Annotated in this window: 24 protein-coding genes; 15 read left to right on the top strand and 9 right to left on the bottom strand. The window is 68.0% G+C overall.

Going from position 1 to position 24,568, the window contains the following annotated elements:
• Positions 1-103: 103 nt before the first annotated feature.
• The 5 genes from prmB to phaC all read left to right on the top strand — a co-directional run bounded on the left by prmB (position 104) and on the right by phaC (position 5,265).
• A complete protein-coding gene (prmB, locus tag QLQ83_RS06670; protein ID WP_282734737.1) occupies positions 104-1,060 on the top strand; it encodes a 50S ribosomal protein L3 N(5)-glutamine methyltransferase in 957 nt (318 codons plus the stop codon).
• Between the two features lie 30 nt (positions 1,061-1,090).
• Positions 1,091-2,176: a chorismate synthase gene (gene aroC, locus QLQ83_RS06665; RefSeq protein ID WP_282734736.1), complete on the top strand. Its 1,086-nt coding sequence runs from the start codon at positions 1,091-1,093 to the stop codon at positions 2,174-2,176.
• Positions 2,177-2,233: 57 nt separating this feature from the next.
• Positions 2,234-2,686 carry a DUF6489 family protein gene (locus QLQ83_RS06660; protein WP_282734735.1) on the top strand — a complete coding sequence of 151 codons (453 nt, stop codon included), beginning with the start codon at positions 2,234-2,236 and terminating at the stop codon, positions 2,684-2,686.
• A gap of 134 nt (positions 2,687-2,820) precedes the next feature.
• Positions 2,821-3,264 carry a phasin family protein gene (locus QLQ83_RS06655; protein WP_282734734.1) on the top strand — a complete coding sequence of 148 codons (444 nt, stop codon included), beginning with the start codon at positions 2,821-2,823 and terminating at the stop codon, positions 3,262-3,264.
• 177 nt (positions 3,265-3,441) lie between these two features.
• Entirely contained in the window at positions 3,442-5,265 is a 1,824-nt protein-coding gene (phaC, locus tag QLQ83_RS06650; RefSeq protein ID WP_282734733.1) for a class I poly(R)-hydroxyalkanoic acid synthase, read from the top strand.
• 139 nt (positions 5,266-5,404) lie between these two features.
• On the opposite strand, the gene lnt is transcribed toward phaC, so the two are convergent.
• The 5 genes from lnt to miaB form a co-directional block, all read right to left on the bottom strand.
• On the bottom strand, positions 5,405-6,874 hold the full coding sequence (gene lnt / locus QLQ83_RS06645; RefSeq protein ID WP_282734732.1) for an apolipoprotein N-acyltransferase: 1,470 nt from the start codon (positions 6,872-6,874) through the stop codon (positions 5,405-5,407).
• Positions 6,875-6,902: 28 nt separating this feature from the next.
• Complete coding sequence (locus QLQ83_RS06640) at positions 6,903-7,772, bottom strand: HlyC/CorC family transporter (protein WP_282734731.1); 870 nt, start codon at positions 7,770-7,772, stop codon at positions 6,903-6,905.
• A complete protein-coding gene (ybeY, locus tag QLQ83_RS06635) occupies positions 7,769-8,272 on the bottom strand; it encodes an rRNA maturation RNase YbeY (protein ID WP_282734730.1) in 504 nt (167 codons plus the stop codon). The genes QLQ83_RS06640 and ybeY overlap by 4 nt, the downstream gene beginning before the upstream one ends.
• Entirely contained in the window at positions 8,269-9,366 is a 1,098-nt protein-coding gene (locus tag QLQ83_RS06630) for a PhoH family protein (RefSeq protein ID WP_282734729.1), read from the bottom strand. The genes ybeY and QLQ83_RS06630 overlap by 4 nt, the downstream gene beginning before the upstream one ends.
• 73 nt (positions 9,367-9,439) lie before the next feature.
• Entirely contained in the window at positions 9,440-10,783 is a 1,344-nt protein-coding gene (gene miaB, locus QLQ83_RS06625; protein WP_282734728.1) for a tRNA (N6-isopentenyl adenosine(37)-C2)-methylthiotransferase MiaB, read from the bottom strand.
• A gap of 452 nt (positions 10,784-11,235) precedes the next feature.
• Between miaB and QLQ83_RS06620 the strand changes: the two genes are divergently transcribed.
• Complete coding sequence (locus QLQ83_RS06620; RefSeq protein ID WP_282734755.1) at positions 11,236-11,805, top strand: TIGR04211 family SH3 domain-containing protein; 570 nt, start codon at positions 11,236-11,238, stop codon at positions 11,803-11,805.
• A 22-nt stretch (positions 11,806-11,827) separates the two neighbouring features.
• Complete coding sequence (locus tag QLQ83_RS06615) at positions 11,828-12,454, top strand: class I SAM-dependent methyltransferase (RefSeq protein WP_282734727.1); 627 nt, start codon at positions 11,828-11,830, stop codon at positions 12,452-12,454.
• Positions 12,455-12,459: 5 nt separating this feature from the next.
• On the opposite strand, the gene QLQ83_RS06610 is transcribed toward QLQ83_RS06615, so the two are convergent.
• Positions 12,460-13,050 carry a YajG family lipoprotein gene (locus tag QLQ83_RS06610; protein WP_282734726.1) on the bottom strand — a complete coding sequence of 197 codons (591 nt, stop codon included), beginning with the start codon at positions 13,048-13,050 and terminating at the stop codon, positions 12,460-12,462.
• Positions 13,051-13,172: 122 nt separating this feature from the next.
• Between QLQ83_RS06610 and QLQ83_RS06605 the strand changes: the two genes are divergently transcribed.
• The 3 genes from QLQ83_RS06605 (at position 13,173) to QLQ83_RS06595 (ending at position 14,756) form a co-directional block, all read left to right on the top strand.
• Positions 13,173-13,598 (top strand): GNAT family N-acetyltransferase, encoded by a 426-nt coding sequence (locus QLQ83_RS06605; RefSeq protein ID WP_282734725.1) that lies wholly within the window; start codon positions 13,173-13,175, stop codon positions 13,596-13,598.
• Positions 13,599-13,752: 154 nt separating this feature from the next.
• Positions 13,753-14,451 carry a ribulose-phosphate 3-epimerase gene (rpe, locus tag QLQ83_RS06600; protein ID WP_282734724.1) on the top strand — a complete coding sequence of 233 codons (699 nt, stop codon included), beginning with the start codon at positions 13,753-13,755 and terminating at the stop codon, positions 14,449-14,451.
• 8 nt (positions 14,452-14,459) lie between these two features.
• Complete coding sequence (locus QLQ83_RS06595; protein ID WP_282734723.1) at positions 14,460-14,756, top strand: GIY-YIG nuclease family protein; 297 nt, start codon at positions 14,460-14,462, stop codon at positions 14,754-14,756.
• 26 nt (positions 14,757-14,782) lie between these two features.
• On the opposite strand, the gene QLQ83_RS06590 is transcribed toward QLQ83_RS06595, so the two are convergent.
• Positions 14,783-16,081, bottom strand: coding sequence for an NAD(P)/FAD-dependent oxidoreductase (locus QLQ83_RS06590; protein WP_282734722.1), 1,299 nt, complete (start codon positions 16,079-16,081; stop codon positions 14,783-14,785).
• A gap of 107 nt (positions 16,082-16,188) precedes the next feature.
• On the opposite strand from QLQ83_RS06590, the gene QLQ83_RS06585 reads away from it, so the two are divergent.
• From QLQ83_RS06585 to trpC, 5 genes are all read left to right on the top strand, one after another.
• The gene (locus tag QLQ83_RS06585; RefSeq protein WP_282734721.1) at positions 16,189-16,854 is read left to right on the top strand and encodes a phosphoglycolate phosphatase; all 666 of its coding nucleotides are present in this window, start codon (positions 16,189-16,191) and stop codon (positions 16,852-16,854) included.
• Positions 16,855-17,089: 235 nt separating this feature from the next.
• Positions 17,090-18,577, top strand: a complete 1,488-nt coding sequence (gene trpE / locus QLQ83_RS06580) for an anthranilate synthase component I (protein ID WP_282734754.1) — start codon at positions 17,090-17,092, stop codon at positions 18,575-18,577.
• Positions 18,578-18,629: 52 nt separating this feature from the next.
• Positions 18,630-19,214 (top strand): anthranilate synthase component II, encoded by a 585-nt coding sequence (locus QLQ83_RS06575; RefSeq protein ID WP_282734720.1) that lies wholly within the window; start codon positions 18,630-18,632, stop codon positions 19,212-19,214.
• 30 nt (positions 19,215-19,244) lie between these two features.
• Positions 19,245-20,264: an anthranilate phosphoribosyltransferase gene (gene trpD / locus QLQ83_RS06570; RefSeq protein WP_282734719.1), complete on the top strand. Its 1,020-nt coding sequence runs from the start codon at positions 19,245-19,247 to the stop codon at positions 20,262-20,264.
• 8 nt (positions 20,265-20,272) lie between these two features.
• Positions 20,273-21,079 (top strand): indole-3-glycerol phosphate synthase TrpC, encoded by an 807-nt coding sequence (gene trpC, locus QLQ83_RS06565; protein WP_282734718.1) that lies wholly within the window; start codon positions 20,273-20,275, stop codon positions 21,077-21,079.
• A 90-nt stretch (positions 21,080-21,169) separates the two neighbouring features.
• On the opposite strand, the gene QLQ83_RS06560 is transcribed toward trpC, so the two are convergent.
• Together QLQ83_RS06560 and QLQ83_RS06555 are read right to left on the bottom strand one after the other, a co-directional pair.
• Positions 21,170-21,370: a DUF2905 domain-containing protein gene (locus QLQ83_RS06560; RefSeq protein ID WP_282734717.1), complete on the bottom strand. Its 201-nt coding sequence runs from the start codon at positions 21,368-21,370 to the stop codon at positions 21,170-21,172.
• Positions 21,371-21,398: 28 nt separating this feature from the next.
• Positions 21,399-24,560, bottom strand: coding sequence for an efflux RND transporter permease subunit (locus tag QLQ83_RS06555; RefSeq protein ID WP_282734716.1), 3,162 nt, complete (start codon positions 24,558-24,560; stop codon positions 21,399-21,401).
• Positions 24,561-24,568: the final 8 nt, after the last annotated feature.

Below are 24,568 nucleotides of genomic sequence, written 5' to 3'. Positions count from 1 at the left end.
GACGCAAAGCGCCAGTATACCGCCCCTGCCGTGGCTGTGAACCGCGGGCCCGGTTACAATCGGCTCTCGTCCCGACCCGAACCCTCCGACTCCAGGATGCCCCGTGGCTGAATCTCTCCCTGATGCGTCTTCCTCCACCCTCGTGCTCAGCGACGAGGCCCTCGCCGATGGCCTGGTCACCCTGCGCGACTGCCTGCGCTGGGCCGCCAGCGAGTTCCACCTGGCGAGCCTCTTCTACGGCCACGGCACCGATTCCGCCTGGGACGAGGCCGTGGCGCTGACGCTGGGCGCCCTGCACCTGCCCTGGAACGTCGACCCGGCGGTGCTCGAGGCGCGGCTGCTGCCCATGGAGCGTGCCCGCATCGTGTCGCTGGTTCGCGCCCGCATCGAGACCCGCCGCCCGCTGCCCTACCTGTTGGGCGAGGCCTTCTTCGCCGGTGTCCCCTTCAGCGTCGACGAGCGGGTGCTGATTCCCCGCTCGCCCATCGCCGAGCTGATCGAGCATGGCTTCGCCGCCTGGTTCCCCGTCGAGCCGCCGAGGCGCGTGCTCGACCTCTGCGCCGGATCGGGCTGCATCGGCATCGCCACGGCGCTGCACCTGCCCGGCTGCGAGGTCGACCTGGCCGACATCAGCCCCGACGCCCTGGCCGTGGCCCGTATCAACATCACCCGCCACGAGGTGGGCGAGCGGGTTCGTGCCGTGGCGTCCGACCTCTTCGCGGGGCTCGCCGGCCAGCGCTATGACCTGATCGTCTGCAACCCGCCCTATGTGGACACCCGCGACCTGACCACCATGCCCGCCGAGTTCCGCCACGAGCCGGCATTGGCGCTGGGCGCGGGGGCCGACGGGCTGGATATCGTGCGCCGCATCCTGCGCGAGGCTCGCGAGTACCTCACCGACGCGGGCGTATTGATCGTCGAGGTCGGCAACTCCGACCATCACCTGGAGGCTGCCTTCCCCGAGGTGCCCTTCCTGTGGCTCGAATTCGAACGCGGTGGCCAGGGGGTGTTTGCCCTGACCGCTGCAGAACTCGACGCCCATGCGGCGTCCTTCGCCTGATTTCCATCTCCCGACCCAGGAGGAGCGACCATGTCCGGCAACACCTTCGGCAAGCTGTTCACCGTCACCACCTTCGGCGAGAGCCACGGGCCTGCGCTGGGGGCCATCGTCGACGGCTGCCCGCCGGGACTGCCGCTCACCGAGGCGGACCTGCAGCGCGACCTGGATCGCCGTCGCCCCGGCAGTTCCCGCCACACCACCCAGCGGCGTGAGCCCGACCGGGTACAGATCCTCTCCGGCGTCTTCGAGGGGGTGACCACCGGCACGACCATCGGCCTGATGATCGAGAACACCGACCAGCGCTCCAAGGACTACTCGAAGATCAAGGACCAGTTCCGCCCGGCCCACGCCGACTACAGCTACCACCACAAGTACGGTATCCGCGACTACCGCGGCGGCGGGCGCTCCAGTGCCCGGGAGACCGCCATGCGAGTGGCGGCCGGGGCCATCGCCAAGAAGTATCTTGCCGCGCAGGGGATCTCCGTCCGCGGTTACATGAGCCAGCTCGGCCCGATTGCCATCGACTTCAAGCAGTGGGACGCGGTGGACGAGAACCCCTTCTTCTGCCCCGACCCCGATCGCGTGGCGGAGCTCGAGGCCTACATGGACCAGCTGCGCCGTGACCAGGACTCGGTGGGGGCAAGGATCAGCGTGGTGGCAGAGGGCGTGCCGCCGGGGCTTGGTGAGCCGGTGTTCGATCGCCTGGACGCCGAACTGGCCCACGGCCTGATGAGCATCAACGCGGTGAAGGGCGTGGAGATCGGCGACGGGTTCGCCGCCGTGGCAAGCCGCGGCAGCGAGCATCGCGACGAGATGACCCCCGAGGGCTTCCTTTCCAACCATGCCGGCGGGGTGCTCGGCGGCATCTCCAGCGGTCAGGCGATCATCGCCCATCTGGCGCTCAAGCCTACCTCCAGCATCACCACGCCGGGGCGCAGCATCGACGTCCATGGCCACCCGGTCGAGGTGGTTACCAGGGGGCGCCACGACCCCTGCGTGGGCATCCGTGCCACGCCCATCGCCGAGGCGATGATGGCGCTGACGCTTATGGACCACCTGCTGCGTCACCGCGGCCAGAATGCCGAGGTCCAGGTGTCGACGCCCCGATTGCGCTGAGCCGCGCTATCCGGCATGGCTGCTACACTTCAGTGGACCATCCACAAGAGTGACGCCATGAAGATCAACGTCGAGTTCGACCTGACCCCCGAGGAGTTTCGCCGGGCGCTGGGCCTGCCGGACGTGGAGGCCTTCCAGAAGGACCTGCTGAATCGGATCTACAAGCAGATGGAGTCGGGTACGGAAGGGTATGACCCGATGAGCCTGATGCAACCCTTCCTGCAGCAGCCCGGCTTGTCCCAGAACCTCTCCCAGGGGCTCTCCCAGGGCCTGTCCAGCTTCGGCAACTACCAGCAGATGATGCTCGACATGCTGACCAAGGCCGCCAGTTCCGCGAGCAGCGGCGGCGGGACAGCGAGCGGAGACCAGAAGGGAGGCCAGAAGACGGACGCGGGGGAGTCCGGGAGTTCGGGTAAGTCGTCCGGTGGCTCAGCCGGGAAGTCCAGCGCGGGCAGCACCTCCCGCAAGTCCACGGCCAGTGCCCGCTCCCGCAGCAAGCGCGAGAGTTGACGGCGGAAGCCGACGGGGCGCATTCGACCTTCGCGGGGGGCGCCATTAATACGGTTGCAACACAGCTGGTGGCAGACTAGGCTTTGTGCAGTGCAGCAAGCCGTTCGTTATCGATCCTCCAGGAGGAGTTCGACATGCAAGACCAAGACAAGATGATCAACGCATTCAACGAGCAGACCCGTCAGTTCTTCGAACCGATGCGCAAGCTCAACTCCCTGATGCTGAACAACATGGAGAAGATGACCCAGTATCAGATGGAGTCCATGAAGCGCTACAGCCAGATGGGCACCGAGCGCATGCGAGACGCCGGCGAAGTGACCGACGCCGAGAGCATGCGCGACTTCGGCACCCGCCAGGCCGAGATGATGAACGAGCTCTCCAAGCAGATGCTCGAGGATGCCAAGGCGATGAGCGAGATGAGCCTGGAGTTCAAGGCCGAGCTCGAGAAGCTCTATGCCGAGTCGGGCAAGCAGCTCGCCGAGCAGGCCGAGAAGGCCGGCCAGGCCGCCAAGGGCGAGGCACCGAAATCGGATGAGCCCGCCAAGGCGACCAGCCAGTCCTCGTCGCGCAAGCGCTGATAACAGGATAAGCTAGCCGCGCCTGTCCGGTGCCCGGATCCCGGGTGCCGGACCTTGCCGTGGTTGGCCATGCCTTGCCCAGCGCGAGGTGATGCGGTAACAGACTACAAGGCCTTAGGCCGGTGTCAGTGTCCGGCCGTCAGCAACACCGGCCTTGATGAATAACAGGAGGGGTCAATGCAGTCAGGGGTGCAAGCACCGACACAGGCCGAGCTCGAGGCGTGGAATGCCCAGCTCGCCGTGATCGGCGAGGAATACAAGGCCTTGATGCAGGATCTGCTGGCACGCATGGTGCCCAGCGATGCCGCGGAATCGGTCCATGAAGACATGCGCCAGTGCTTTCAGGCCGGTGCCCAGTCGCTGATGCAGAACCCGCCCCTGCTGTGGCAGACCCAGTCCCGGCTGCTCCAGGACCAGTTCCAGCTGTGGCAGCAGTCGCTGCGCAGCCTCGCCGGCGAGGAGGTCGAGCCGCTGATCACCCCGGACAAGGGCGACCGCCGCTTCCGGGACGATGCCTGGCGCGATGATCCCTACTACCTGGCGATCATGCAGCAGTACCTGCTGTTCTCGCGCATGGTGGAAGAGCTGATCGAGCGCCTGGATGGCCTCTCGGAGGACCAGAAACGCAACCTCGGGTTCTATGCACGCCAGCTGGTCAATGCCATGGCGCCGACCAACTTCGTCACCACCAACCCCGAGGTGATGCGCAAGACCATGGAGACCCGTGGCCAGAACCTGGTCGAGGGCCTGGCCCGGCTGCGCGAGGACCTGGCCAACTCCGCCGAGGGTCTCAATGTCACCATGACCGATCGCAGCGCCTTCGAAATCGGCGAGAACATCGCCGTCACCCCGGGGGCGGTGGTCTACGAGAACGAGCTGATCCAGCTGATCCAGTACACGCCGGCCACCGAGCAGGTCTACAAGACCCCGCTGCTCGTGGTGCCGCCCTGGATCAACAAGTACTACATCCTCGATCTTCGTCAGGACAACTCCCTGGTGCGCTGGCTGGTGGAGCAGGGCCACACCGTCTTCCTGATCTCCTGGCGCAACCCCGGCCCCGACCAGCGCGACCTGACCTGGGCCGACTACATGCAGATGGGCCCCATCGCCGCCATGGGGGCCATCGAGCAGGCCACCGGCGAGAAGTCGGTCAACCTGATGAGCTATTGCATCGGCGGGACCCTCGCCGCCTCGACCGTGGCCTACCTGACCAGCACCCGGCGTGGCCGCAAGGTCAAGTCGGTGACCTACATGGCGACCCTGCAGGATTTCCGCGACCCGGGCGAGATCGGTGTCTTCCTCTCCGAGCCGGTTCTCGAGGGCATCGAGGCCAAGCTCGAGCGGGATGGCTACCTCGACGGCCGGGTCATGGCCTACTCCTTCAACCTGCTGCGCGAGAACGACCTCTTCTGGTCCTTCTACATCAATAACTACCTGAAGGGCGATGCACCCGCCCCCTTCGACCTGCTCTACTGGAATACCGACGGCACCAACCTGCCGGCCGGGACCCACGCCTGGTACCTGCGGCACATGTACCTGGAGAACCGTCTGGTCCAGCCGGGTGGCATCGAGCTCGACGGGGTCAAGATCGACCTGCGCAAGATCTCCACGCCGAGCTACTTCATCTCCACCCGGGAAGACCACATCGCCAAGTGGAACAGCACCTACTACGGCGCCCTGCTGCCCAAGGGGCCGGTCAAGTTCGTGCTGGGTGGCTCCGGCCATATCGCCGGGATCGTCAATCCGCCCAGCAAGAACAAGTATGGCTACTGGACCAACGACGAGCTGCCGGGCACCGCCGAGGAGTGGCTGGAGGTCGCCGAGCCCCATGAGGGCTCCTGGTGGCCCCACTGGCAGGCGTGGATCACCGAGAACGGCTATGTGGACACCGAGAAGCTGGTGCCGGCGCGACAGCCCGGTGACGGCGAGCTCGATATCCTCGAGCCGGCCCCGGGGCGCTATGTGCGCATGACCATCCCCGAGGTGCTGGGCGAGAAGTAAGCGCCGAGCTACAAGCGCCGAGCTACAAGCGAACCCCGAGGCCATGACCTCGGGGTTCGCTTTTTTCGGGAGCAGCACACACTGATGGCTGCTTGGCTGCTTGGCTGCTTGGCTGCTTGGCTGCTTGGCTGCTTGGCTGCTATTGGCTCGGCGCTCGGCGCTGAATCCCCGGCAGCACCAGCAGGGCGGCCAGCAGCCAGGCTGGCCAGCTGCCCGTGCGGGTAAAGGGCGTGAGGCCTTGCATGGGCGTGACCTCGCCCTCGAGGACGGTGGCCTCGAACTGCGGGGCCCGGGCCGTGACCCTGCCCTGCGGGTCGATGAGGGCAGTCACGCCGTTGCTGGTGGCACGCACCACCGGGCGGCCGTTCTCCAGGGCCCTCAGGCGGGCCATCTGCAGGTGCTGCATCGGCCCGATGGAGCGCCCGAACCAGGTGTCGTTGGAGACGGTGAGCAGGACCCCGGCATCGCGGGCTCGCGAGGCCACCAGGTCGGCATAGATGATCTCGTAGCAGATGGCGTTGCCGATGGTCAGCTCGCCGGCGCGGATCGGCGCCTGGTTGGCCGGTCCCGGGGCCATGGTCGGCGCCGGCAGGTCGAAGAAGGCGATGGCCCCGCGCAGCAGGCTCTCCAGCGGCAGGTACTCGCCGAACGGCACCAGGTGGGCCTTGCGATACTCGCCCTCCACGTCGCCCCGACCGACGACGCTGTTGTAGTAGCGGCCCTCGTCGTCACGCTGCAGGATGCCGGTGAGCAGGTCGGTGTCCCTCGGCAGGCCGGCCCGGGCCCGGTCGAGGTGGGGGGCGGCCTGGTCCTCGAACATGGGCAGGGCGGCCTCGGGCCAGATCACCAGGTCGACGTCCGTCTCCAGTTCGCGGGTCATCGAGAGATAGGTGTCGACCGCGCGGCGCTGCCCCTCGGGGGTCCACTTGATCAGCTGGGGGAGGTTGCCCTGGAGCAGGGCGACGCGCACCGGCTCGCCGGCGGGGGAGGTCCACTGGGCGGGCAGGGCCAGCGGCACCAGCCACAGCGCGGCGAGCGGCGCGGCGGCCCAGGCGCGGCGGCGAAGGAGCTCGACGCCGAGGCTGCCGGTGAGGGCGGTGATCAGCGTCAGCAGGTAGACGCCGCCCACCGGGGCCCAGGGGGCCAGCGGAGAATCGACCTGGGCGCTGCCCAGCAGCAGCCAGGGGAAGCCGGTGAACAGCCAGGTGCGCAGCCACTCGCCCAGTACCCAGGCGCCCGCGAAGCTCAGCGCGGCGAGGCGCGGCCCGCACAGCCGCCGGTAGAGCCAGAGGGTGAGGGCGAAGAACAGCGCCAGGCCGGCGACGAACAGCGCGGTGAGCAAGAGCGCCAGGGGCACGCCGGTGTAGCCGTAGTCATGGATCGAGACGTAGACCCAGGAGGCCCCGGAGCCGAACAGGCCCAGCCCGTAGCACCAGCCGCGAAGCGCCGCCTGGGCGGGCGTCAACGCATGCAGTCCCAGGTAGACCAGACCGGCGGCCACCGGGCCCAGCCACCAGAGCGCGAAGGGAGCGGCACTGAGGGTGGTCAGGCCGCCGGCGAGCAGGGCCGCCAGGCAGCCCAGTGCCGGGGTCAGTCGGGCGTCAGCCATGGTGTCCATCCGTGGTCATGGGGCCGCGTCACTCCTCGGCGCTCTCCTCGCAGGGTTCGGCCTCGAGCAGGCGGATGCGGCGGTTGTCGGCGTTGAGTACCGTGAAGCGCCAGCCACCGATCTCGGTGTGTTCGCCGCGTCCCGGCAGGTGCCCGAAGCGCTGCATCACCAGGCCGCCGAGGGTGTCGAACTCGTCGTCCGAGAAGCGGGTGCCGAAGCGGTCGTTGAAGTCCTCGATGGTGGTCAGGGCGCGAATCGCATAGCGCTCGTCCCCCAGCTCGCGGATATCGATCTCCTCGTCGATGTCGTGCTCGTCCTCGATCTCGCCGACGATCTCCTCGAGGATGTCCTCGATGGTGACGATGCCCGCCGTGCCGCCATACTCGTCCACCACCACCGCCATGTGGTTGCGGGTGTCCTGGAACTCCTTGAGCAGGCTGTTGAGGCGCTTCGACTCGGGCACGAACATGGCCGGTCGCAGCACCTCGTCGAGCTGGAAGGGCATGCCGTTCCCCTGGCCGCCACGCAGCAGCGGGAGCAGGTCCTTGGCCAGCAGGATGCCCTTGACCTCGTCGAGGTTCTCGCCAATCACCGGATAGCGGGAGTGGCCGGTCTCGAGTATTACCGGCAGGTATTCCTCGAGGGGCTGGTCGAGGGCGATGGCGGTGATCTGGGAGCGAGGGATGAGGACCTCGCGCACCTGCTGGTCGCTGATGTTCAGGGCGCCCTCGATGATCATCATGGCGTCCTGGTCGAGCTTGAGGCGGGAACCTGCCTGGCGCAGGAACTCCAGCAGTTCGTCGCGAGAGCTGGGTTCATCGCTGTCGCTGGACAGGGCACTGAACAGCTTGTCGAGCCAGGACTTGCTGCCCTGACTGCTCGATCGGTCTTCGCTCATGCGTCGGCTCTCTCGTCCTCGGTATCGGAATCGTGATTCGACGGCGCATAGGGGTCGGCGATCCCCAGCGACGCGAGTATCTCACGCTCGAGGGCCTCCATGGCCTCGGCCTCGGTCTCCTCCAGGTGGTCATGACCCAGCAGGTGCAGGGTGCCGTGGACCACCATGTGAGCGTAGTGAGCGCGCAGCGACTTGTCCTGCTCCGCGGCCTCGCGGACCACCACCGGGTGGCAGACCACCAGGTCACCGAGCAGCCCCAGATCGACCCCGGGCGGGTTCTCGAAAGGGAAGGAGAGCACGTTGGTGGGCCTGTCCCTGCCGCGGTAGTCGCGATTGAGGGCCCGACTCTCGGCGTCATCGACGAAGCGGATGGTGAGCTCGTGGCGTGGCTCATCGGCATGACGGGCCAGCACCACGGCCACCCAGGCCTCGAGCTCGGCCTGTGACGGCAGGCCGTCGACCTCGAGCGCGACCTGGCGGTCGATGAGCAGGGCGCTCATGAGTCGACGGGCCCCTGGTCGTCGTGGCGCTGCTTGTCCTGCCGGGCGCGCTCCAGGCGTTCCTGCCGCAGGGACTCGCGCTCCTCGCGCTGGGCGCGCTCGGAGGCTTCCTGCTCGGCCTCGAAGTGGTCATAGGCCTCGATGATGCGCTGTACCAGCGGGTGGCGCACCACGTCCTTGGCGGCGAAGTGGGTCACGCCGATGCCGGGGGTCCCCTTGAGCACCTCGAGCACCTGGATCAGCCCCGAGGTCTGGCCGCGGGGCAGGTCGACCTGGGTGACGTCGCCGGTGATCACCGCGGTGGAGCCGAAGCCGATGCGGGTCAGGAACATCTTCATCTGCTCGCGGGTGGTGTTCTGGCTCTCGTCGAGGATGATGAAGGCGTTGTTGAGGGTGCGCCCGCGCATGTAGGCCAGCGGGGCGATCTCGATCACCTGGCGCTCGATCAGCTTGGCCACCTGCTCGAAGCCGATCATCTCGTAGAGGGCGTCGTAGAGCGGGCGCAGGTAGGGGTCGATCTTCTGGGCCAGGTCCCCGGGCAGGAAGCCGAGCTTCTCGCCGGCCTCCACGGCCGGGCGAACCAGCAGGATGCGGCGCACTTCTTGCTGGTTGAGCGCCTCCACCGCCGCCGCCACGGCCAGGTAGGTCTTGCCGGTACCCGCCGGGCCGATGCCGAAGTTTATGTCGTGGGCGCGAATGCTCTGCACGTAGCCCTGCTGGTTGAGGCCGCGGGGCTTGATCAGCGTACGCGGAGTACGCAGCAGCACCTCGTCCTCCGGCTCGCCACCTTCCTCCTCGTCCAGCGCTTCCAGGCCCGACTCCTGCAGGAAGAGGTGCACGGTGTCCGGCTCCAGGTCGCTGGCCTCGGTCTCGCGATAGAGGTGTTCCAGCACGTTGGCGGCCGCCTTGACGCGATGGGTCGGTCCGGCGAGCTGGAAGATGTTACCGCGGTTGCGCAGGGTGATGCCGAGCCGCGACTCGACCAGCTTGAGATGTTCGTCCCGCTGGCCGCAGAGGTTGGCCAGGCGCCGGGGGTCGTTGGGCTCGAGGTTCAGGGTGACGATGCGATTGGCCGTGGAAGATGGCTGGCTCAAGGCAGGGGGATCCGTTTAAGGGAATGTGGGGGTCAGCTTACTGCCCCGGCCTTGGCCGGGGCAATCGTGGCGCTCAGAAGCGAGCAGGGGAGGCCAGCTCGCCGCGCAGCGAGTTGGGCAGCGCCTCGCTGATCTCCACGTCGACGAAGTAGCCGATCAGCTCGAAGGGGTTGGCGGCACGGAAGTTGACCACGCGGTTGTTCTCGGTGCGCCCGGAGAGCTGCCCCGGATCCTTCGGCGAGAAGCCGGTGACCAGGATGCGCTGGGTGGTGCCCACCATGCGCCGGCTGATCTGCATCGCCTGCTGGTTGATGCGCTCCTGGAGGATCGCCAGGCGCTGCTTCTTGATGCCTTGCGGGGTGTCGTCCTCGAGGCTGGCCGCCGGCGTGCCGGGGCGTGCCGAGTAGACGAAGCTGAAGGAGTGGTCGAAGCCGATGCGGTGGATCAGGTCCATGGTGGCCTCGAAGTCCGCCTCGGTTTCGCCGGGGAAGCCGATGATGAAGTCCGAGGAGAAGCTGATGTCCGGGCGCAGTGCGCGGATGCGCTCCATCTTCTCGACGTACTCCTCGACGGTGTGGCCGCGCTTCATGGCGGCGAGCACGCGATCCGACCCGGCCTGCACCGGGAGGTGCAGGTGGCTGACCAGCTCGGGGATCTCCCCGTAGGCCTCGATCAGGCTGTCGGAGAACTCCACGGGATGGGAAGTGGTGAAGCGGATCCGGTCGATGCCCTCCACCGCCGCCACGCAGCTGATCAGTTCGGCCAGGTCGATCTCGTCGCCCAGCTGGTTCTCGCCGCGGTAGGCATTGACGTTCTGCCCCAGCAAGTTGATCTCGCGCACGCCCTGGTCGGCCAGGTGGATCACCTCCTCCATCACTGCCTCGAAGGGGCGCGAGACCTCCTCGCCGCGGGTATAGGGCACCACGCAGAAGGTGCAGTACTTGGAGCAGCCCTCCATCACCGAGACGAAGGCGGTGGCGCCGTCGGAACTCGGCTTGGGCAGGTGGTCGAACTTCTCGATCTCGGGAAAGGTGACGTCGACCACCGAGATCTGGTCGTTGCGCCGCGAGTCGAGCATGGACGGCACGCGATGCAGGGTCTGGGGCCCGAACACCATGTCGACATGGGGCGCGCGCTTGCGCAGCGCCTCGCCCTCCTGGCTGGCCACGCAGCCCCCGACGCCGATCACCAGGTCGGGGTTGGCCTCCTTGAGCTTCTTCCAGCGCCCCAGCTGGTGGAACACCTTTTCCTGGGCCTTCTCGCGAATGGAGCAGGTGTTGAGCAGGATGACGTCGGCATCGCGCTCGTCGTCGGTGAGCTCGAGCTGATGGGATTCGCCGAGCAGATCCGCCATGCGCGCGGAGTCGTACTCGTTCATCTGGCAGCCATGCGTCTTGATGAAGAGTTTCTTCGCCATAAGAATAGGTCGCGGCATCTGGCGCGACGGTGCACCGGTGGATGGACGTTGGCAGATGGCCGAATGGCCACCCGGACAAGACCCAATATTATACGCGGCGGCCGCCATCGGGGCCAGCTGACGGCCGGCGCGACTGTGGTACCCTGTGCGCCTTCAAGGGGCGGGCACGGGTGCGTGCCCTGGTCAGAAAGTGACCGGCAGCGGCAAGGGGCGGTTGGCATGCCGGCTGCGGGTGGCTTTCCAGCGGTTTTCCCGATGGTTGTCCACAGTCGCTGTGGGTAACCCGATACCACGAACAGCATCGCCGCCGCGGCCGGCAGGGACGTCCGCAGGTGGTGCGCCCTACGCGACAGAGCCGCGACACGCGAGCCTTGGACAGCCAGGATAACGGCATGACGATACATAGACTCAAGATTCTGACACTGGGCGTGGCGCTCGCGACGCTCCCCCCCATGTTGCATGCCCAGGAGGCGGCCGACGGCACCGCCTGGGTGTCGGATGAGCTCACCACCTATGTGCGCAGTGGCCCGACCGACGGCTATCGGATCGTCGGCACCCTGACCGCCGGCGAGCCGGTGACGGTCCTCGAGACCAGCGGCGACTACAGCCGGGTGGAGGACGCCGATGGCGACGACGTCTGGGTGCTCAGCAGCGAGCTGCAGGAGGACCCCAGCGCCCAGCAGCAACTGCCCGCGCTGGAAGCCCGGGTGGAGGAGCTGACCGACGAGCTTTCCGGCATCAACGACACCTGGGAGAGCCGTACCGCGTCGATGACCGAGACCCTCGAGGTCCGCGAGCGGCGCATCGCCGAACTCGAGGCGCACAACTCGGCGCTCGAGGGGGAGACCGAGCAGTCGCGCTCCACCATCCGCGAGCTCCAGGCCCGCCTGGATACCCAGGAGGAAGACCTGCTGATGCGCTACTTCATGTACGGTGGCGGGGTCGCCGGGGCCGGCCTGCTGGTGGGGCTGATCGTGCCCCACCTGCCGCGTCGTCGCCGCAAGCGAGATCGCTGGTTCTGATGCCGGGCCGGCAGGGGGAGTGATGGCCAACGAATGGCTGGAGCGCTGGCGCGAGGGGCGCATCGGTTTCCACCGTGACCGGCCTCATCCGCTACTGGTCCGCTACTGGCCCGGCCTGGGGGTGCGGGCCGGCACCAAGGTGCTGGTGCCGTTGTGCGGCAAGAGCCTGGACATGCGCTGGCTGGCGCGCCATGACCATCCGGTGCTGGGCATCGAGCTGGCCGGGCAGGCCATCGAGGCGTTCGTCGCCGAGGGCGTGGGGGAGGTGACCCGCTACCGTCAGGCCGGTTTCGACATCTGTCGCCAGGGCAGCGTGGAGCTCTGGAGCGGCGACTTCTTCCACTTCCATATCGAACAGGCGGCGGAGATCGGGGCCTTCTACGACCGCGCCGCCTTGATCGCCCTGCCGGCGGCCACCCGCCAGCGCTACGCCTTCCACCTGGCCCAGCTGATCCCCCCCGGTGCTCGAGGGCTGCTGATCAGCCTGACGCGTGGCCCGGGGGGTCCACCCTTCAGCGTGTCCGCCGAGGAAGTGCGCGAGCTGTTCGAGCCCAACTTCCGCATCACCCACCTGGAGGACGGCGAGCCGGAGCCCAACGGCTTTCGCGAGAGTGCCTGGGCGCTGGAGCGCCGGGGCCCGCTGACCTGAGGCGTTCAGCGTGCCAGCAGGCGTCCCAGCTCGGGGTCGCGGAAGGCACGGTCGAGGCTGTCGGAGAGCAACTCGTTGACCATGCGGGTGTTGGCCTCCTTGTCGGGGCGCACCGCATAGCTCTGGGTGCGGCGTGAGGTATAGGTGCCGGTATAGGTGTTGTCGCCGTTGATCGCCTCGGCGACCAGCACTGCCTCGAGCCGTGCCTCGTCGATGACCGGACGGCTCTCGCCACGCTCGTAGCCCAGGTGGTCCAGGGTCAGCGTCAGGCTGGGTCGTCCCTCGGCGCGCTCGTTGGTCGGGGTGAAGCCCATTTCCCGCACCGCGCGTTCCGCCTCCGCCTGCAGCCGCGGCACCAGTTCGTGGGCGTTCACGGTGATCACGGCGGTGGACATGGCACTGCCGGTCCGGGTGCCGATCACCTCGCTGTCACGACCATCCACGGCCGTCACGGTGACCTCCTGACCGCTGCCGCTCTGCGGCACCTGGGCCGTACGCCTGGGGTCGAGCTGCAGATAGTGAGGGCTGGCACAGCCGGCCAGCCAGCCGGTGGCGAGGAGCAGGGCACAGGCACCCAGGAAGTGACGACGCTGCATGGAAAGTCTCCCGATGATCGCAGGGCTCCGAGTATATCCCCCGGCTCTGGTGGCCGAAACCGGTGGGGCGACCCGTCCCGTGCGAGGGGTTACACTGCAGGGATAGCCACAGGAGCCGCGACATGATCCGACCCGCCACCCGGGAGGAGTTCCCGCAGCTTGTCGACATCTGGCTGCGCGCCTCCCAGCAGGCTCACCCCTTCATCTCCGAGGCCTGCTGGAAGGCACGTGCCGATGACATGGCGCTTCGCCGCCTTCCCGCCTGCGAGGTGCAGGTGCTGGAGGCCGGCCGACGCGTGATCGGCTTCTGCGCCATGCACGGTGATCATCTCGAGGCGCTGTTCGTGGACCCCGAGGTGCAGAGCTTCGGCCATGGTTCCGGCCTGATGGCCCACGCCATGGAGGGTCACCAATGCATCACCCTGTGGGTCTATTCGCGCAACGTGAGGGCCGTCTCCTTCTACCGGCGGCTGGGGTTCAGCATCGTCGATGAGCGTGAGGACCCGGAGACCGGGGAGCAGGAGTCGCTCATGGCCTGGTCACGCTGACGGCACGGGGCGCCATGCTCGGAGACGCGGCACCGTCGGCGGTGCAGGGCGGGAGCCCGCATGAGGCGCCGGGCGAGGTCCTGACCCTCGCGGGCCTCTGGTAGAATGCCCGGGATCGCGCGATCGCCTGCACACCCCCATGACGGACGACTCCATGACCGACACGACCCGCGACTTCCTCATCGCTCCTTCCATCCTCTCCGCCGATTTCGCCCGGCTGGGCGCGGAAGTGGATGATGTCCTGGCCTCTGGCGCCGACATCGTCCACTTCGACGTGATGGACAACCACTATGTACCGAACCTCACGATCGGGCCGATGGTCTGCGAGGCCCTGCGCAAGCACGGGGTGAGCGCACCCATCGACGCCCACCTGATGGTCAAGCCGGTGGATCGGCTGATCGGCGACTTCATCGATGCCGGGGCCAGCTACATCACCTTCCACCCGGAGGCCTCGGATCACATCGACCGCTCGCTGCAGCTGATCCGTGACGGTGGCTGCCAGGCCGGCCTGGTGTTCAACCCGGCCACGCCGCTCTCCCATCTCGACCACGTGATGGACAAGATCGACATGATCCTGCTGATGAGCGTCAATCCCGGCTTCGGGGGCCAGTCGTTCATCCCCGGGACCCTGGACAAGCTGCGCGAGGCGCGCCGCCGCATCGATGCCTCGGGTCGCCCGATCCGCCTGGAGATCGATGGCGGGGTGAAGGTCGACAACATCGCCGAGATCGCCCGGGCCGGTGCCGATACCTTCGTGGCCGGCTCGGCGGTGTTCAAGGCGCGCAACGAGGCCGACCCGCACCGCTACGACAGCGTCATCCGCGAATTCCGCGACCAGCTGGCCAGGGCATAGGGCGCCCCGTGAAGGAGGCGGTTCCTGCTCCCCTGTGGCATCTCTACCTGGTGGAGACGGCCGGCGGTGCGCTGTACACCGGGATCACCACGGACGTGGCCCGGCGCCTGGCCGAACACCGTGCCGGCCGGGGGGCCAAGGCGCTGCGCGGCAAGGGACCGCTGGTGCTTCGTCACCAGGAACCCGTCGGCAGCCGCGGTGAGGCATTGCGCCTGGAGGCACGCCTGAAGCGCCTGACCGCGCGGGCCAAGCGCACCTGGCTGGCACAGCGGCAGGTGGAGCCGGGAGAGGTCCCGATGGCCTGACGGTCAGTCCGGATGAAGGGGCTGGGTCAGTGTAGCTTCATGCGTGGCTTGAGGAAGCGGTTGATGCCATCCACCACCACGATGAGGCCCGTCTTGAGCGTGCCGTGGATGGCACGCTGGTGCATGCGATAGAGCGAGGCATAGAAGAACTTCGCCAGGTGGCCCTCGATGAACAGGCTCCTTGCCGAGGCCCCGCGCATCAGGCTGCCGACGGCTTCGAAGTGCGCCAGCGAGATCAGCGACCCCCGGTCCCGGTAGACAAAGGGCTTGAGCGGCCTGCCGTCCAATTGCGCCCGCAGGTTGCGAGAGAGCGTCGCGACCTGCTGGTGGGCGGCCTGGGCGCGCGGGGGCACCGTGCTGCCATCGCGCTGGGGGCAGCTGGCACAGTCTCCCATGGCGAAGACAAGGGGGTCCTCCGTGCTCTGCAGGGTCGCGTGAACCTTGAGTCGGTGATTGGACTCCGTCGGCAGTCCCAGCTCTGAGAGGAAGGGCGGGGCCTTGATGCCCGCCGCCCAGACGGCGAGATCCGTGTCGATGCGCTTGCCATCGGCGGTATGGATCGCGTCGGCCTCCACCCGGGTCACGCGGGTGGCGGGATGGAGGTGCACGCCGAGGCCCGCCAGTTCCTGGTGGACCGCCTGGCTGATGCGCTCGGGCAGGGCCGGCAGGATGCGGGGGGCGGCCTCGAGCAGGTGAACCTCGAGGTGGTCACTGTCCAGGTCCGTGACGCCGTAGCTTTGCAGCATGCGCGAGGCTTCGTGGAGTTCCGCCGCCAGTTCCACCCCGGTGGCGCCGGCGCCGACGATGCCGACGACCATGCGGGCATGCTTGTCCCGGCGCGGATTGTTGTAGCGCAGGAAGGTATTGAGCATGTCCCGGCGGAAGGCCTCGGCCTGCTGCGGGCTGTCGAGGAAGTGGCAATGCTCGCCGACGCCCGGCGTGTCGAAGTCATGACTGACGCTGCCCAGCGCCAGCACCAGGAGGTCGTACTCGAGCATGCGGGAGGGCAGCACTTCGCTGCCGTCCTCGTCGAGGATGGGGGCCAGGTTCAGGGTGCGAGCCTCGCGGTCGACATCACACAGGGTGCCGCGCTGGAAGCGGTAGCCATGGACGGCGGAGTGCCCCTGATAGGAGATCTCGTCGAGCCCCGAATCCAGCGCCCCGGTAGCGACCTCATGCAGCAGCGGCTTCCAGATGTGCGTCGCATTGCGGTCGACCAGCACGATCTCGGCTCGCCCGCGCCTGCCGAGCTTGCGGCCTAGGCGCGTGACCAGTTCGAGGCCGCCGGCACCACCCCCGACCACGACGATTCTTGGCACACTCATGCAGCGACTCCAGATAAGGGACGGGTCTCCAGCATAAGCCCTTGCCCGATTTCCTGCCCATGACCTGTCCGGCATAATGTTCGCCCGACCGCATCGCGAGAGGCATCATGCACCCCATACTGAACGACATCCGTCTGGTGACCTTCGACCTGGACGGGACCCTCGTCGACTCCGTGCCCGACTTGGCCGCGGCGGTGGACGCCGCCCTCGCGGATCTCGACCTGGCGCCCCCCGGCGAGCCCCGGGTCCGCGACTGGGTGGGCAATGGCTCGCTCAGGCTGATGGAGCGCGCCCTGCGGGACGCCCTGGGCCGGGACCCCGACGCGGGGCTGCTGGCCCGGGCCCACCAGGGCTTCCTCCACCACTACGGTCGCGACCCCAGCGCTCGCACCCGGCTCTATCCCGGGGTGCGGCAGGCGCTGGACGCCCTGCACGACCGGGGACTGCCCCTGGCGCTGGTGACCAACAAGCCCAGCGCCTTCATCGCGCCGATCCTCGAGGCCTTCGGCCTGCAGGCGCACTTCGGCCTCTGTCTGGGGGGCGACAGCCTGGCGCAGAAGAAGCCCGACCCGGCCCCGCTGCTGCATGTGGCGGCCCACTTCGACGTCTCGCCCTCGGCCTGCCTGATGGTCGGTGACTCGCGCCATGACATCGAGGCCGGACGCGCCGCGGGTTTCCGCACGCTGGCCGTGCCCTACGGCTACAATCACGGCGAGCCGGTGCGCGATAGCGCCCCGGATGGCGTGGTTGAATCGCTGGCGGAACTCGTTTAACGTGAGTCCGGCTAATGCTATAAGCGCGGCCCAATCAATATGTTATTGCTATAAGACGCGGAAACCCCTCGATGATCAGCCGCACGAAGCCGGACCCTCTCTCGACCGCCGTCCGACGCCTGCCCCGTTCGCCTGCCCGCGGCGGCTGGCGATGGTGACGCTCGCCTCGCGAGCCTGACCCGCGGCGTCCCTGCGCCCGCCATCGCCAACCCGTCACATCGAGGACCCGGGCATGATGACTCCCGAACGCTTCCACGAGCTGGCCGACGCCGGCTACAACCGCATTCCGGTCACCCGCGAGGTGCTGGCCGACCTCGACACGCCGCTTTCCACCTATCTCAAGCTGGCCGACGCGCCCTGGACCTTCCTGCTGGAGTCCGTGCAGGGCGGCGAGAAGTGGGGGCGCTACTCGATCATCGGGCTGCCCTGCCGAGAGCGCCTCGAGGTTCGTGGCTTCACCGTCAGCCATATCGTCGATGAACAGCTCCAGGGCGCCGGCGAGGTGGAGGATCCGCTGGCCTGGATCGAGCAGTTCCAGGCCCGCTTCAAGGTGCCGCGTCTCGATGACCAGCCGCGCTTCGACGGTGGCCTGGTGGGGTACTTCGGCTACGACACCATCCGCTATATCGAGCCGCGCCTGCGAGGCGTCGAGAAGCCCGACCCGATCGGTGTGCCGGACATCCTGCTGATGGTCTGCAACGACCTGGTGGTGTTCGACAACCTCTCCGGCCGCCTGGCGCTCTGGACGCATGCCGACCCCGCCGAGCCGGAGGCCTACGCCCGCGCCCTGGACCGGCTGGAACGCCTGGAGGTCCGCCTGCGCAGCGCCACCCTCAACACCATCAGCCCCGGCACCGGGCGCGCCGCGGTGGAGGAGGGGCACTTCACCTCGGGCTTCACCGAGGAGGGATTCAAGGCGGCCGTGGAGACCATCAAGGAGTACGTGCTGGCCGGCGATGTCATGCAGTGCGTCCCGTCCCAGCGCATGTCGATCCCCTACCAGGCGCCGCCGCTGGACCTCTACCGGGCCCTGCGCAGCCTCAATCCCTCGCCCTACATGTTCTACCTGAACCTGGGCGATCATCAGGTGGCGGGCTCCTCGCCGGAGATCCTCACGCGGCTGGAGGAGGGCGAGGTCACGGTACGGCCCATCGCCGGCACACGCAAGCGCGGCCACAGCGAGGAGGAGGACCGCGCCCTGGAGGCCGACCTGCTGGCCGATCCCAAGGAGCTCGCCGAGCACCTGATGCTGATCGATCTGGGGCGCAACGACGTGGGACGCATCAGCGAGACCGGCTCGGTGAGGGTGACCGACCGGATGGTGGTCGAGCGCTACTCCCACGTGATGCACATCGTCTCCAATGTCGTCGGGCGCTTGAAGCCGGGGCTTTCCGCCATGGACGTGCTGCGCGCCACCTTCCCGGCGGGCACGGTGTCCGGCGCGCCCAAGATCCGGGCACTCGAGATCATCGACGAGGTCGAGCCGGTCAAGCGCGGCGTTTACTCCGGCGCGGTGGGCTACCTCTCCTGGCACGGCAACATGGACACCGCCATCGCCATTCGCACGGCGGTGATCAAGGATGGCCAACTGCACGTCCAGGCCGGCGCGGGCATCGTCGCCGACTCGGTGCCCGAGATGGAGTGGCAGGAGACGCTCAACAAGGGCCGCGCCCTGTTCCGTGCCGTGGCCATGGCCGAGCGTGGCCTGGATAACCTCGAGTGACCCCTGATTCCTGTTGTCCGGCGCTGGCCGGGCGAGTGCCGGAGAGCCTGCCATGTCCGTGCTGATGATCGACAACTATGACAGCTTCACCTTCAACGTGGTGCAGTACCTGGGGGAGCTGGGCGCCGAGGTGGTGACCCTCCGCAACGACGCCATTACCCTGGAGGAGATCGATGCCCTGGCCCCGAGCCACCTGGTGATCTCGCCGGGGCCCTGCACGCCCGACGAGGCCGGCATCTCCATGGCGGCCATTCGCCGCTTCGCCGGGCGGATCCCCGTGCTGGGCATCTGCCTGGGTCACCAGGCCATCGGCCAGGTCTATGGCGGCAAGGTGGTCCGCGCGCCCCAGGTGATGCATGGCAAGACCTCGCGGATCCGCCACCTCGGCCAGGGGGTCTTCGAGGGCCTCGAGGACCCCTTGGAGGTGACGCGCTACCATTCGCTGGTGGTGGAGCGCGAGGGCCTGCCTGACTGCCTCGAGGTCACCGCCTGGTGCGACGATGACGATGTCACCCCGGGGCTGATCATGGGGCTGCGCCACCGTGAGCTGGATGTCGAAGGGGTGCAGTTCCACCCCGAGTCGATCCTGACCCGCCAGGGCCATGAGCTGCTGGCCAACTTCCTGAAACGTCGCTGAGCCGTGCCCATGCCAGAGGAGAGCAACGTCATGCAGATGCGAGAGGCCATCGGTGCGGTGATGCGCCGCGAGAACCTGAACTTCGCCGAGACCCACGAGGTGATGCGCCAGATCATGACCGGCGAGGCCAGCGATCCCCAGATCGCCGCCTTCCTGGTGGGCATGGCCATGAAGGGCGAGACCGCCGAGGAGATCAGTGCCGCGGCCCAGGTGATGCGCGAACTGATGAACCCGGTCCGGCTGCAGGCCGACAACGTGGTCGACATCGTGGGCACCGGGGGCGATGGCGCCAACCTCTTCAACGTCTCCACCGCGGCAAGCTTCGTGGTCGCCGCGGGCGGGGCCCATGTCGCCAAGCACGGCAACCGCGGGGTCTCCTCCTCGTCGGGCAGTGCCGACCTCTTCGCCGTGGCCGGCATCAACCTGAACCTGGATGCCGAGCAGGTGGGCCGCTGCATCGAGCAGGTGGGGGTAGGCTTCATGTTCGCGCCCAACCACCACCCGGCGATGCGCTATGCCGTGGGCCCGCGTCGCGAGATGGGGGTGCGCACCCTGTTCAACATCCTGGGGCCGCTGACCAACCCCGCCGGCGCCCCCAACCAGGTACTGGGGGTCTACGCCCCCGAGCTGGTGCCGCTGATGGCCGAGGTGCTGCGGCGCCTGGGCAGCGAGCACGTGCTGGTGGTGCATGCCGAGGACGGCCTCGACGAGATCTCGCTGGCGCAGCCGACGCTGGTCGCCGAGCTGAAGGCGGGCGAGATCCGCGAGTACACCATCGCCCCCGAGGACTTCGGCATCGCCCGCCAGTCCCTGGACCCGCTGCGAGTGAAGACCGCCGAGGACAGCCTGCGACTGGTCGAGCAGGCCCTGGTGGGCGAGGGGCCGGCGGCGGACATCGTCGCGCTCAACGCCGGCGCCGCCCTCTATGCCTCGGGGGTGGCCGACAGCCTCGCGGAGGGTGTGGCCATGGCACAGGACGCCCAGGCCTCCAAGCTGCCGCTCGAGAAGCTCCGGGAGCTCGCCAACTTCACCCGCGTGTTTACCCAGTGAGGCCCGACATGACCGAACCCCGTCCCCTGCCCACCATCCTTGAGCGCATCCTGGCCCGCAAGGAGGAGGAGGTCGCCGAAAGGCGCCGTGTCGTCTCCGAGCAGGATCTGCTGCGCCTCGCCGCCGAGCAGGCCGCCCCGCGGGGCTTCGTCGCCGCCCTCGACCGCGCCATCCAGGCCGGCGATCCGGCGGTGATCGCCGAGATCAAGAAGGCCTCGCCCTCCAAGGGGGTGATCCGCGAGGACTTTCGCCCCGGCGAGATCGCCGCGAGCTACGCCCAGGGCGGTGCGGCCTGCCTCTCGGTGCTCACCGATGCCGATTTCTTCCAGGGCCATGAGGACTACCTGATCGAGGCACGCGAGGCCTGTACGCTGCCGGTGATCCGCAAGGACTTCATCACCCACGGCTACCAGGTCAGCGAGGCACGCGCCCTCGGCGCCGACTGCATCCTGTTGATCGTCGCCGCCCTCGACGATGCCCGGATGGCGGACCTGCATCGCCAGGCCATGGCACTGGGCATGGACGTGCTGGTGGAGGTGCACGACGCCCTGGAACTCGACCGGGCACTCAAGCTCGACCTCGCGCTGGTCGGGATCAATAACCGCGACCTGCACACCTTCGACACCCGGCTCGAGACCACCCTGGAGCTGCTGCCGCGGATTCCGGCCGGCGTCAGCGTGGTCACCGAGTCCGGCATCCATACCCGCGACGACGTGCTGCGCATGCGCGAGCATGACGTCAACGCCTTCCTGGTGGGCGAGGCCTTCATGCGTGAGGCCGACCCCGGTCAGGCCCTGCGGCGGCTGTTCTTCTGATCGCCTGTCCTGCGCAAGCGACAGCGGGCAGCCTTCGGGCTGCCCGCTGTGGTTTCGGGCATCGGGAGTGGCTCACATGCCGAGTTCAACTCAGCGCTGGAAGACCCAGAGGATGGCCGAGACCACCAGGCTCGCCAGGATCATGGTGGTGATCGGGAAGTAGAACGAGACATTCTCGCGGCGGATGACGATATCGCCGGGGAGCTGGCCCAGGGGCAGCTTGGAGAGCCAGGGCCAGAGCAGACCCGCGGCGATGACGATGAGGCCGATCAGGATCAGGGTGCGGTTCATGGGGCAGCGCCTCCTCGGGCCGACACGCCTATGCCTGGTTCAAGGGACCGTGTCGGCGGTGACCGGTTCGCGACAGCAGGGTGACGGTCAGCGCCGGCAGGAAGGTCAGCGTCACGAAGGCGGTGCCGAGCAGGCCGAACAGCACGATGGCACCCACCCCTCGGTAGAGCTCGGTCCCTTCGCCGGGCAGGAAGACCAGGGGCGAGAGCCCGCCGATCGTGGTCAGGGTGGTCATGGCGATGGGGCGCAGGCGGCTGGCCACGGCGTCGTGCACCGCCTGGCGCACGTCCGCGGTGGCCTCGCGCAGATTCACGCGGGCCTGGTGCACGACCAGGATGGGGTTGTTGACCACCGTGCCCATCAGGATCAGAAAGCCCAGCATGGTGATCATGTCGAAGGGCTGGCGGATCTCGGCGAGCCCCAGCCGGGGCAGCCAGCCACCCACCAGGTTCATCAATGCCAGGCCGACGATGCCGCCGGCCGCACCCAGCGGGATGGTGGCCAGGATCAGCAGCGGATAGCCCCAGTGGGCGAAAATCGCCACCAGCAGCAGGTAGACGAGGACCAGGGCGATCAGGCCGTTGTCCATCAGCGAGGCGCGGGTGGCATCCAGCTGGTCACCGGCGCCGGTGAGGGTGACATCGATATGCCCCGGCAGCGCCCCCGACTCGCGCAGGTGCTCGATCACCTCGCGGTTCACCCGCTCGATCCCGGCCTCCAGGGGCACGTCGCGCGGCGGGATGATGTCGAGGGTCACACTGCGGCGGCCATCCACGCGGCGCAGGGTGGCGGTGGCGACGGTCTCGCGTATCTTCGCCAGGCTGCTGAGCGGCAGGGTGACGCCGAGGGGCGTGTGGACCGGCAGGTCGACGAGGTCGTCCAGAGCGGCGGCGTCCACACCGTTGCCATAGCCGTAGAGGTCGATCTTCTCGCCCTCGAAGTAGACGTCGTCCAGGTAGGTGCCGTTGCTCAGGGCGGCCACGGTGGTGCCCAGGTCGTCGGCGTCCAGCCCCACCTCGGCGGCACGGTCCCAGTCGGGATAGACCTCGATCAGGGGCTGCCCCAGGTCCAGCGCCGAGGGACGCGACTGGATGCGCGGACTGGCAAAGACCTGCTCGGTGCGGGCATACAGCCGGTTGGCCGCCGCGTAGAGTTCGGCGAGGTCGTTGCCGGCGATGTCCAGCGTGATGCTGCGCGTGCCGCCGTCATTGCTGGAGATGATCGAGCCGCGCGAGGCGAAGGCGCGCATGTCGGGATAGGCCTCGAAGCGCTGGGTCAGGGCGTCCATCAGCGCTTCGATATGCGCCGGGTCGCGGGTCTCGGCGATGATGCGCAGGCTTTGCGGTCCGACCTGGGTGCCTATGGTGCGTATGGCGGGAATCTCGCTTCTGCCTTCGTCGAAGTCGCTCGGGTCGGCACCTACGTGGGGCAGCAGCTCGGCCTGGACCTCCTCGGCAATGGCCGCCATGGTCGAGAGGTTGTAGCTGGCCGGGGCATTCATGCTGGCGAAGGTCTTGGCCTCTTCCCCTTCCGGCAGGTAGGCGGCCGGCGGCGTCAGCCATGCGAAGATCGCCAGGCCGCCCGCGAGTGCCATGGCCATGGCCGCCCAGCGCCGCGCCGTGGAGGCGATCAGCGCATCGACCAGGCGCAGGCAGCCGCGCATCCAGCGTGGCGCCTGGTGGCCGGCGGACGAGCCGCGTCCATGGAAATCGAGGTGGGCGCCGAGGGTCGGTATCACGGTAATCGCCACGACCAGCGAGGCGAGGATCGAGGTGGCGATGGCCACGGCGATGTCGGAGTAGAGCTGGCCGGCCTCCTCCTCGATGAAGAAGATCGGCACGAACACCAGCACGGTGGTCAGGGTGGAGGCGAGCACCGCCGGCCAGACCTGCTGCACGCCCACCAGGGCGGCCTCGAAGCGCTGGCGGCCGTTGCGGCGCTGGGTCTCGATGCTCTCCAGCACCACGATGGTGTTGTCGATGGTCATGCCGATGGCGAAGGCGACCCCGGCCAGCGAGATCACGTTGAGGCTGCGGCCGGCCAGCAGCAGCCCCAGGAAGGCGGCGATGGTGCAGATGGGGATGCCGATCACGCCGGCAAGGGTGGCGCGCGGCGAGCGCAGGAAGGCGAACATCACCAGGGTGGCGAACAGTGCCCCCAGACCGAGATTGGTCCAGACATTGGCGATCGAGGCCTCGACATAGCGCACGTCGTCGCTGGAGAGCGCCAAGTGCAGGCCCTGCTCGGCGAGCAGGCCGTCATTGAGGGACTCGACCTCTGCCAGCATGCCGCGCTTGATGTCGATGACGTTGGAGCCGGGCTGGCGACGCACCTGGACGCTGAGCACCGGGTCGCCCCGGGAATCGAAGGAGCGCTCGCTCAGTTCGGCGTGGGAGAGGCGTGCCTCGGCGACATCTCCGAGCCGGATCACGGTATCCCCGCGGCGCGTGAGGATCAGCGACTCGAGCTCGGCGATGTCCTGGAAGCGTCCCACCGTACGCAGCAGGTAGCGCCGCTTGCCGCTCTCCAGGTCGCCGCCGGAGACGTCCTGGTTGCGGGCCTGCAGGGCGTCGCGAATGTCGCCGATGCCCAGCGAGTGGTCGGCCAGGGCATCGGGGTCGATGAGCAGCTGCATCTGCCGTTCGGCGCCGCCCGACACGGTTACCTCGGAAACGCCCGCCACGCTCTCCATGCGCGGGCGGACATTGTCCTCCAGGTAGTCGCGCAGCGCCGCCGTGTCGAGGTCGCGGGGGTTGCCCTCGCGGGGTGCCACGTTGAAATACATGAAGGCGTTGGCCGAGAAGGAGTTGGCCACGATGCGCGGCTGGTCGACGTTGGTCGGGTAGGAGGGCACCTGGCTCAGGGCGTTGTTGACCCGAATCAGCGTCTCGGTGAGGTCGATACCGAAGGGAAAGTCGAGCTCGATCTCCGCCGCGCCGCTGGTGGCGGTGGATTCCATCCGCACCAGGTTGGGAACGTTGCGCAGGTATTCCTCCTGCTCGATGAGGATGTCCTTCTCGATGTCCTGGGGTGTGGCGCCGGGCCAGCGGGTCTCGACGCCGATGGTGCGGACCTCCAGGTCGGGAATCATCTGCACCGGAATCCGCCAGATGGCGGCAATGCCCAGCACCAGCAGGATCAGCACCACGACGCTGACCAGAACGCCATGACGGATAATCGCCGCGAACATGGAATCAT

Origin of the sequence: Halomonas rhizosphaerae, from assembly GCF_030010555.1 — a bacterium.
Taxonomy (GTDB): domain Bacteria; phylum Pseudomonadota; class Gammaproteobacteria; order Pseudomonadales; family Halomonadaceae; genus Halomonas; species Halomonas rhizosphaerae.
Note: the sequence above shows the minus strand (reverse complement) of the source record. Positions and strands in the feature narration are given on the sequence as shown.

Coding starts and splice junctions, on each gene's coding strand:
- aroC (WP_282734736.1), top strand. CDS start 1,091: ATGTCCGGCAACACCTTCGGCAAGCTGTTCACCGTCACCACCTTCGGC.
- QLQ83_RS06660 (WP_282734735.1), top strand. CDS start 2,234: ATGAAGATCAACGTCGAGTTCGACCTGACCCCCGAGGAGTTTCGCCGG.
- QLQ83_RS06655 (WP_282734734.1), top strand. CDS start 2,821: ATGCAAGACCAAGACAAGATGATCAACGCATTCAACGAGCAGACCCGT.
- phaC (WP_282734733.1), top strand. CDS start 3,442: ATGCAGTCAGGGGTGCAAGCACCGACACAGGCCGAGCTCGAGGCGTGG.
- lnt (WP_282734732.1), bottom strand. CDS start 6,874: ATGGCTGACGCCCGACTGACCCCGGCACTGGGCTGCCTGGCGGCCCTG.
- QLQ83_RS06640 (WP_282734731.1), bottom strand. CDS start 7,772: ATGAGCGAAGACCGATCGAGCAGTCAGGGCAGCAAGTCCTGGCTCGAC.
- ybeY (WP_282734730.1), bottom strand. CDS start 8,272: ATGAGCGCCCTGCTCATCGACCGCCAGGTCGCGCTCGAGGTCGACGGC.
- miaB (WP_282734728.1), bottom strand. CDS start 10,783: ATGGCGAAGAAACTCTTCATCAAGACGCATGGCTGCCAGATGAACGAG.
- QLQ83_RS06620 (WP_282734755.1), top strand. CDS start 11,236: ATGTTGCATGCCCAGGAGGCGGCCGACGGCACCGCCTGGGTGTCGGAT.
- QLQ83_RS06615 (WP_282734727.1), top strand. CDS start 11,828: ATGGCCAACGAATGGCTGGAGCGCTGGCGCGAGGGGCGCATCGGTTTC.
- QLQ83_RS06610 (WP_282734726.1), bottom strand. CDS start 13,050: ATGCAGCGTCGTCACTTCCTGGGTGCCTGTGCCCTGCTCCTCGCCACC.
- QLQ83_RS06605 (WP_282734725.1), top strand. CDS start 13,173: ATGATCCGACCCGCCACCCGGGAGGAGTTCCCGCAGCTTGTCGACATC.
- rpe (WP_282734724.1), top strand. CDS start 13,753: ATGACCGACACGACCCGCGACTTCCTCATCGCTCCTTCCATCCTCTCC.
- QLQ83_RS06590 (WP_282734722.1), bottom strand. CDS start 16,081: ATGAGTGTGCCAAGAATCGTCGTGGTCGGGGGTGGTGCCGGCGGCCTC.
- QLQ83_RS06585 (WP_282734721.1), top strand. CDS start 16,189: ATGCACCCCATACTGAACGACATCCGTCTGGTGACCTTCGACCTGGAC.
- trpE (WP_282734754.1), top strand. CDS start 17,090: ATGACTCCCGAACGCTTCCACGAGCTGGCCGACGCCGGCTACAACCGC.
- QLQ83_RS06575 (WP_282734720.1), top strand. CDS start 18,630: ATGTCCGTGCTGATGATCGACAACTATGACAGCTTCACCTTCAACGTG.
- trpD (WP_282734719.1), top strand. CDS start 19,245: ATGCAGATGCGAGAGGCCATCGGTGCGGTGATGCGCCGCGAGAACCTG.
- trpC (WP_282734718.1), top strand. CDS start 20,273: ATGACCGAACCCCGTCCCCTGCCCACCATCCTTGAGCGCATCCTGGCC.
- QLQ83_RS06560 (WP_282734717.1), bottom strand. CDS start 21,370: ATGAACCGCACCCTGATCCTGATCGGCCTCATCGTCATCGCCGCGGGT.
- QLQ83_RS06555 (WP_282734716.1), bottom strand. CDS start 24,560: ATGTTCGCGGCGATTATCCGTCATGGCGTTCTGGTCAGCGTCGTGGTG.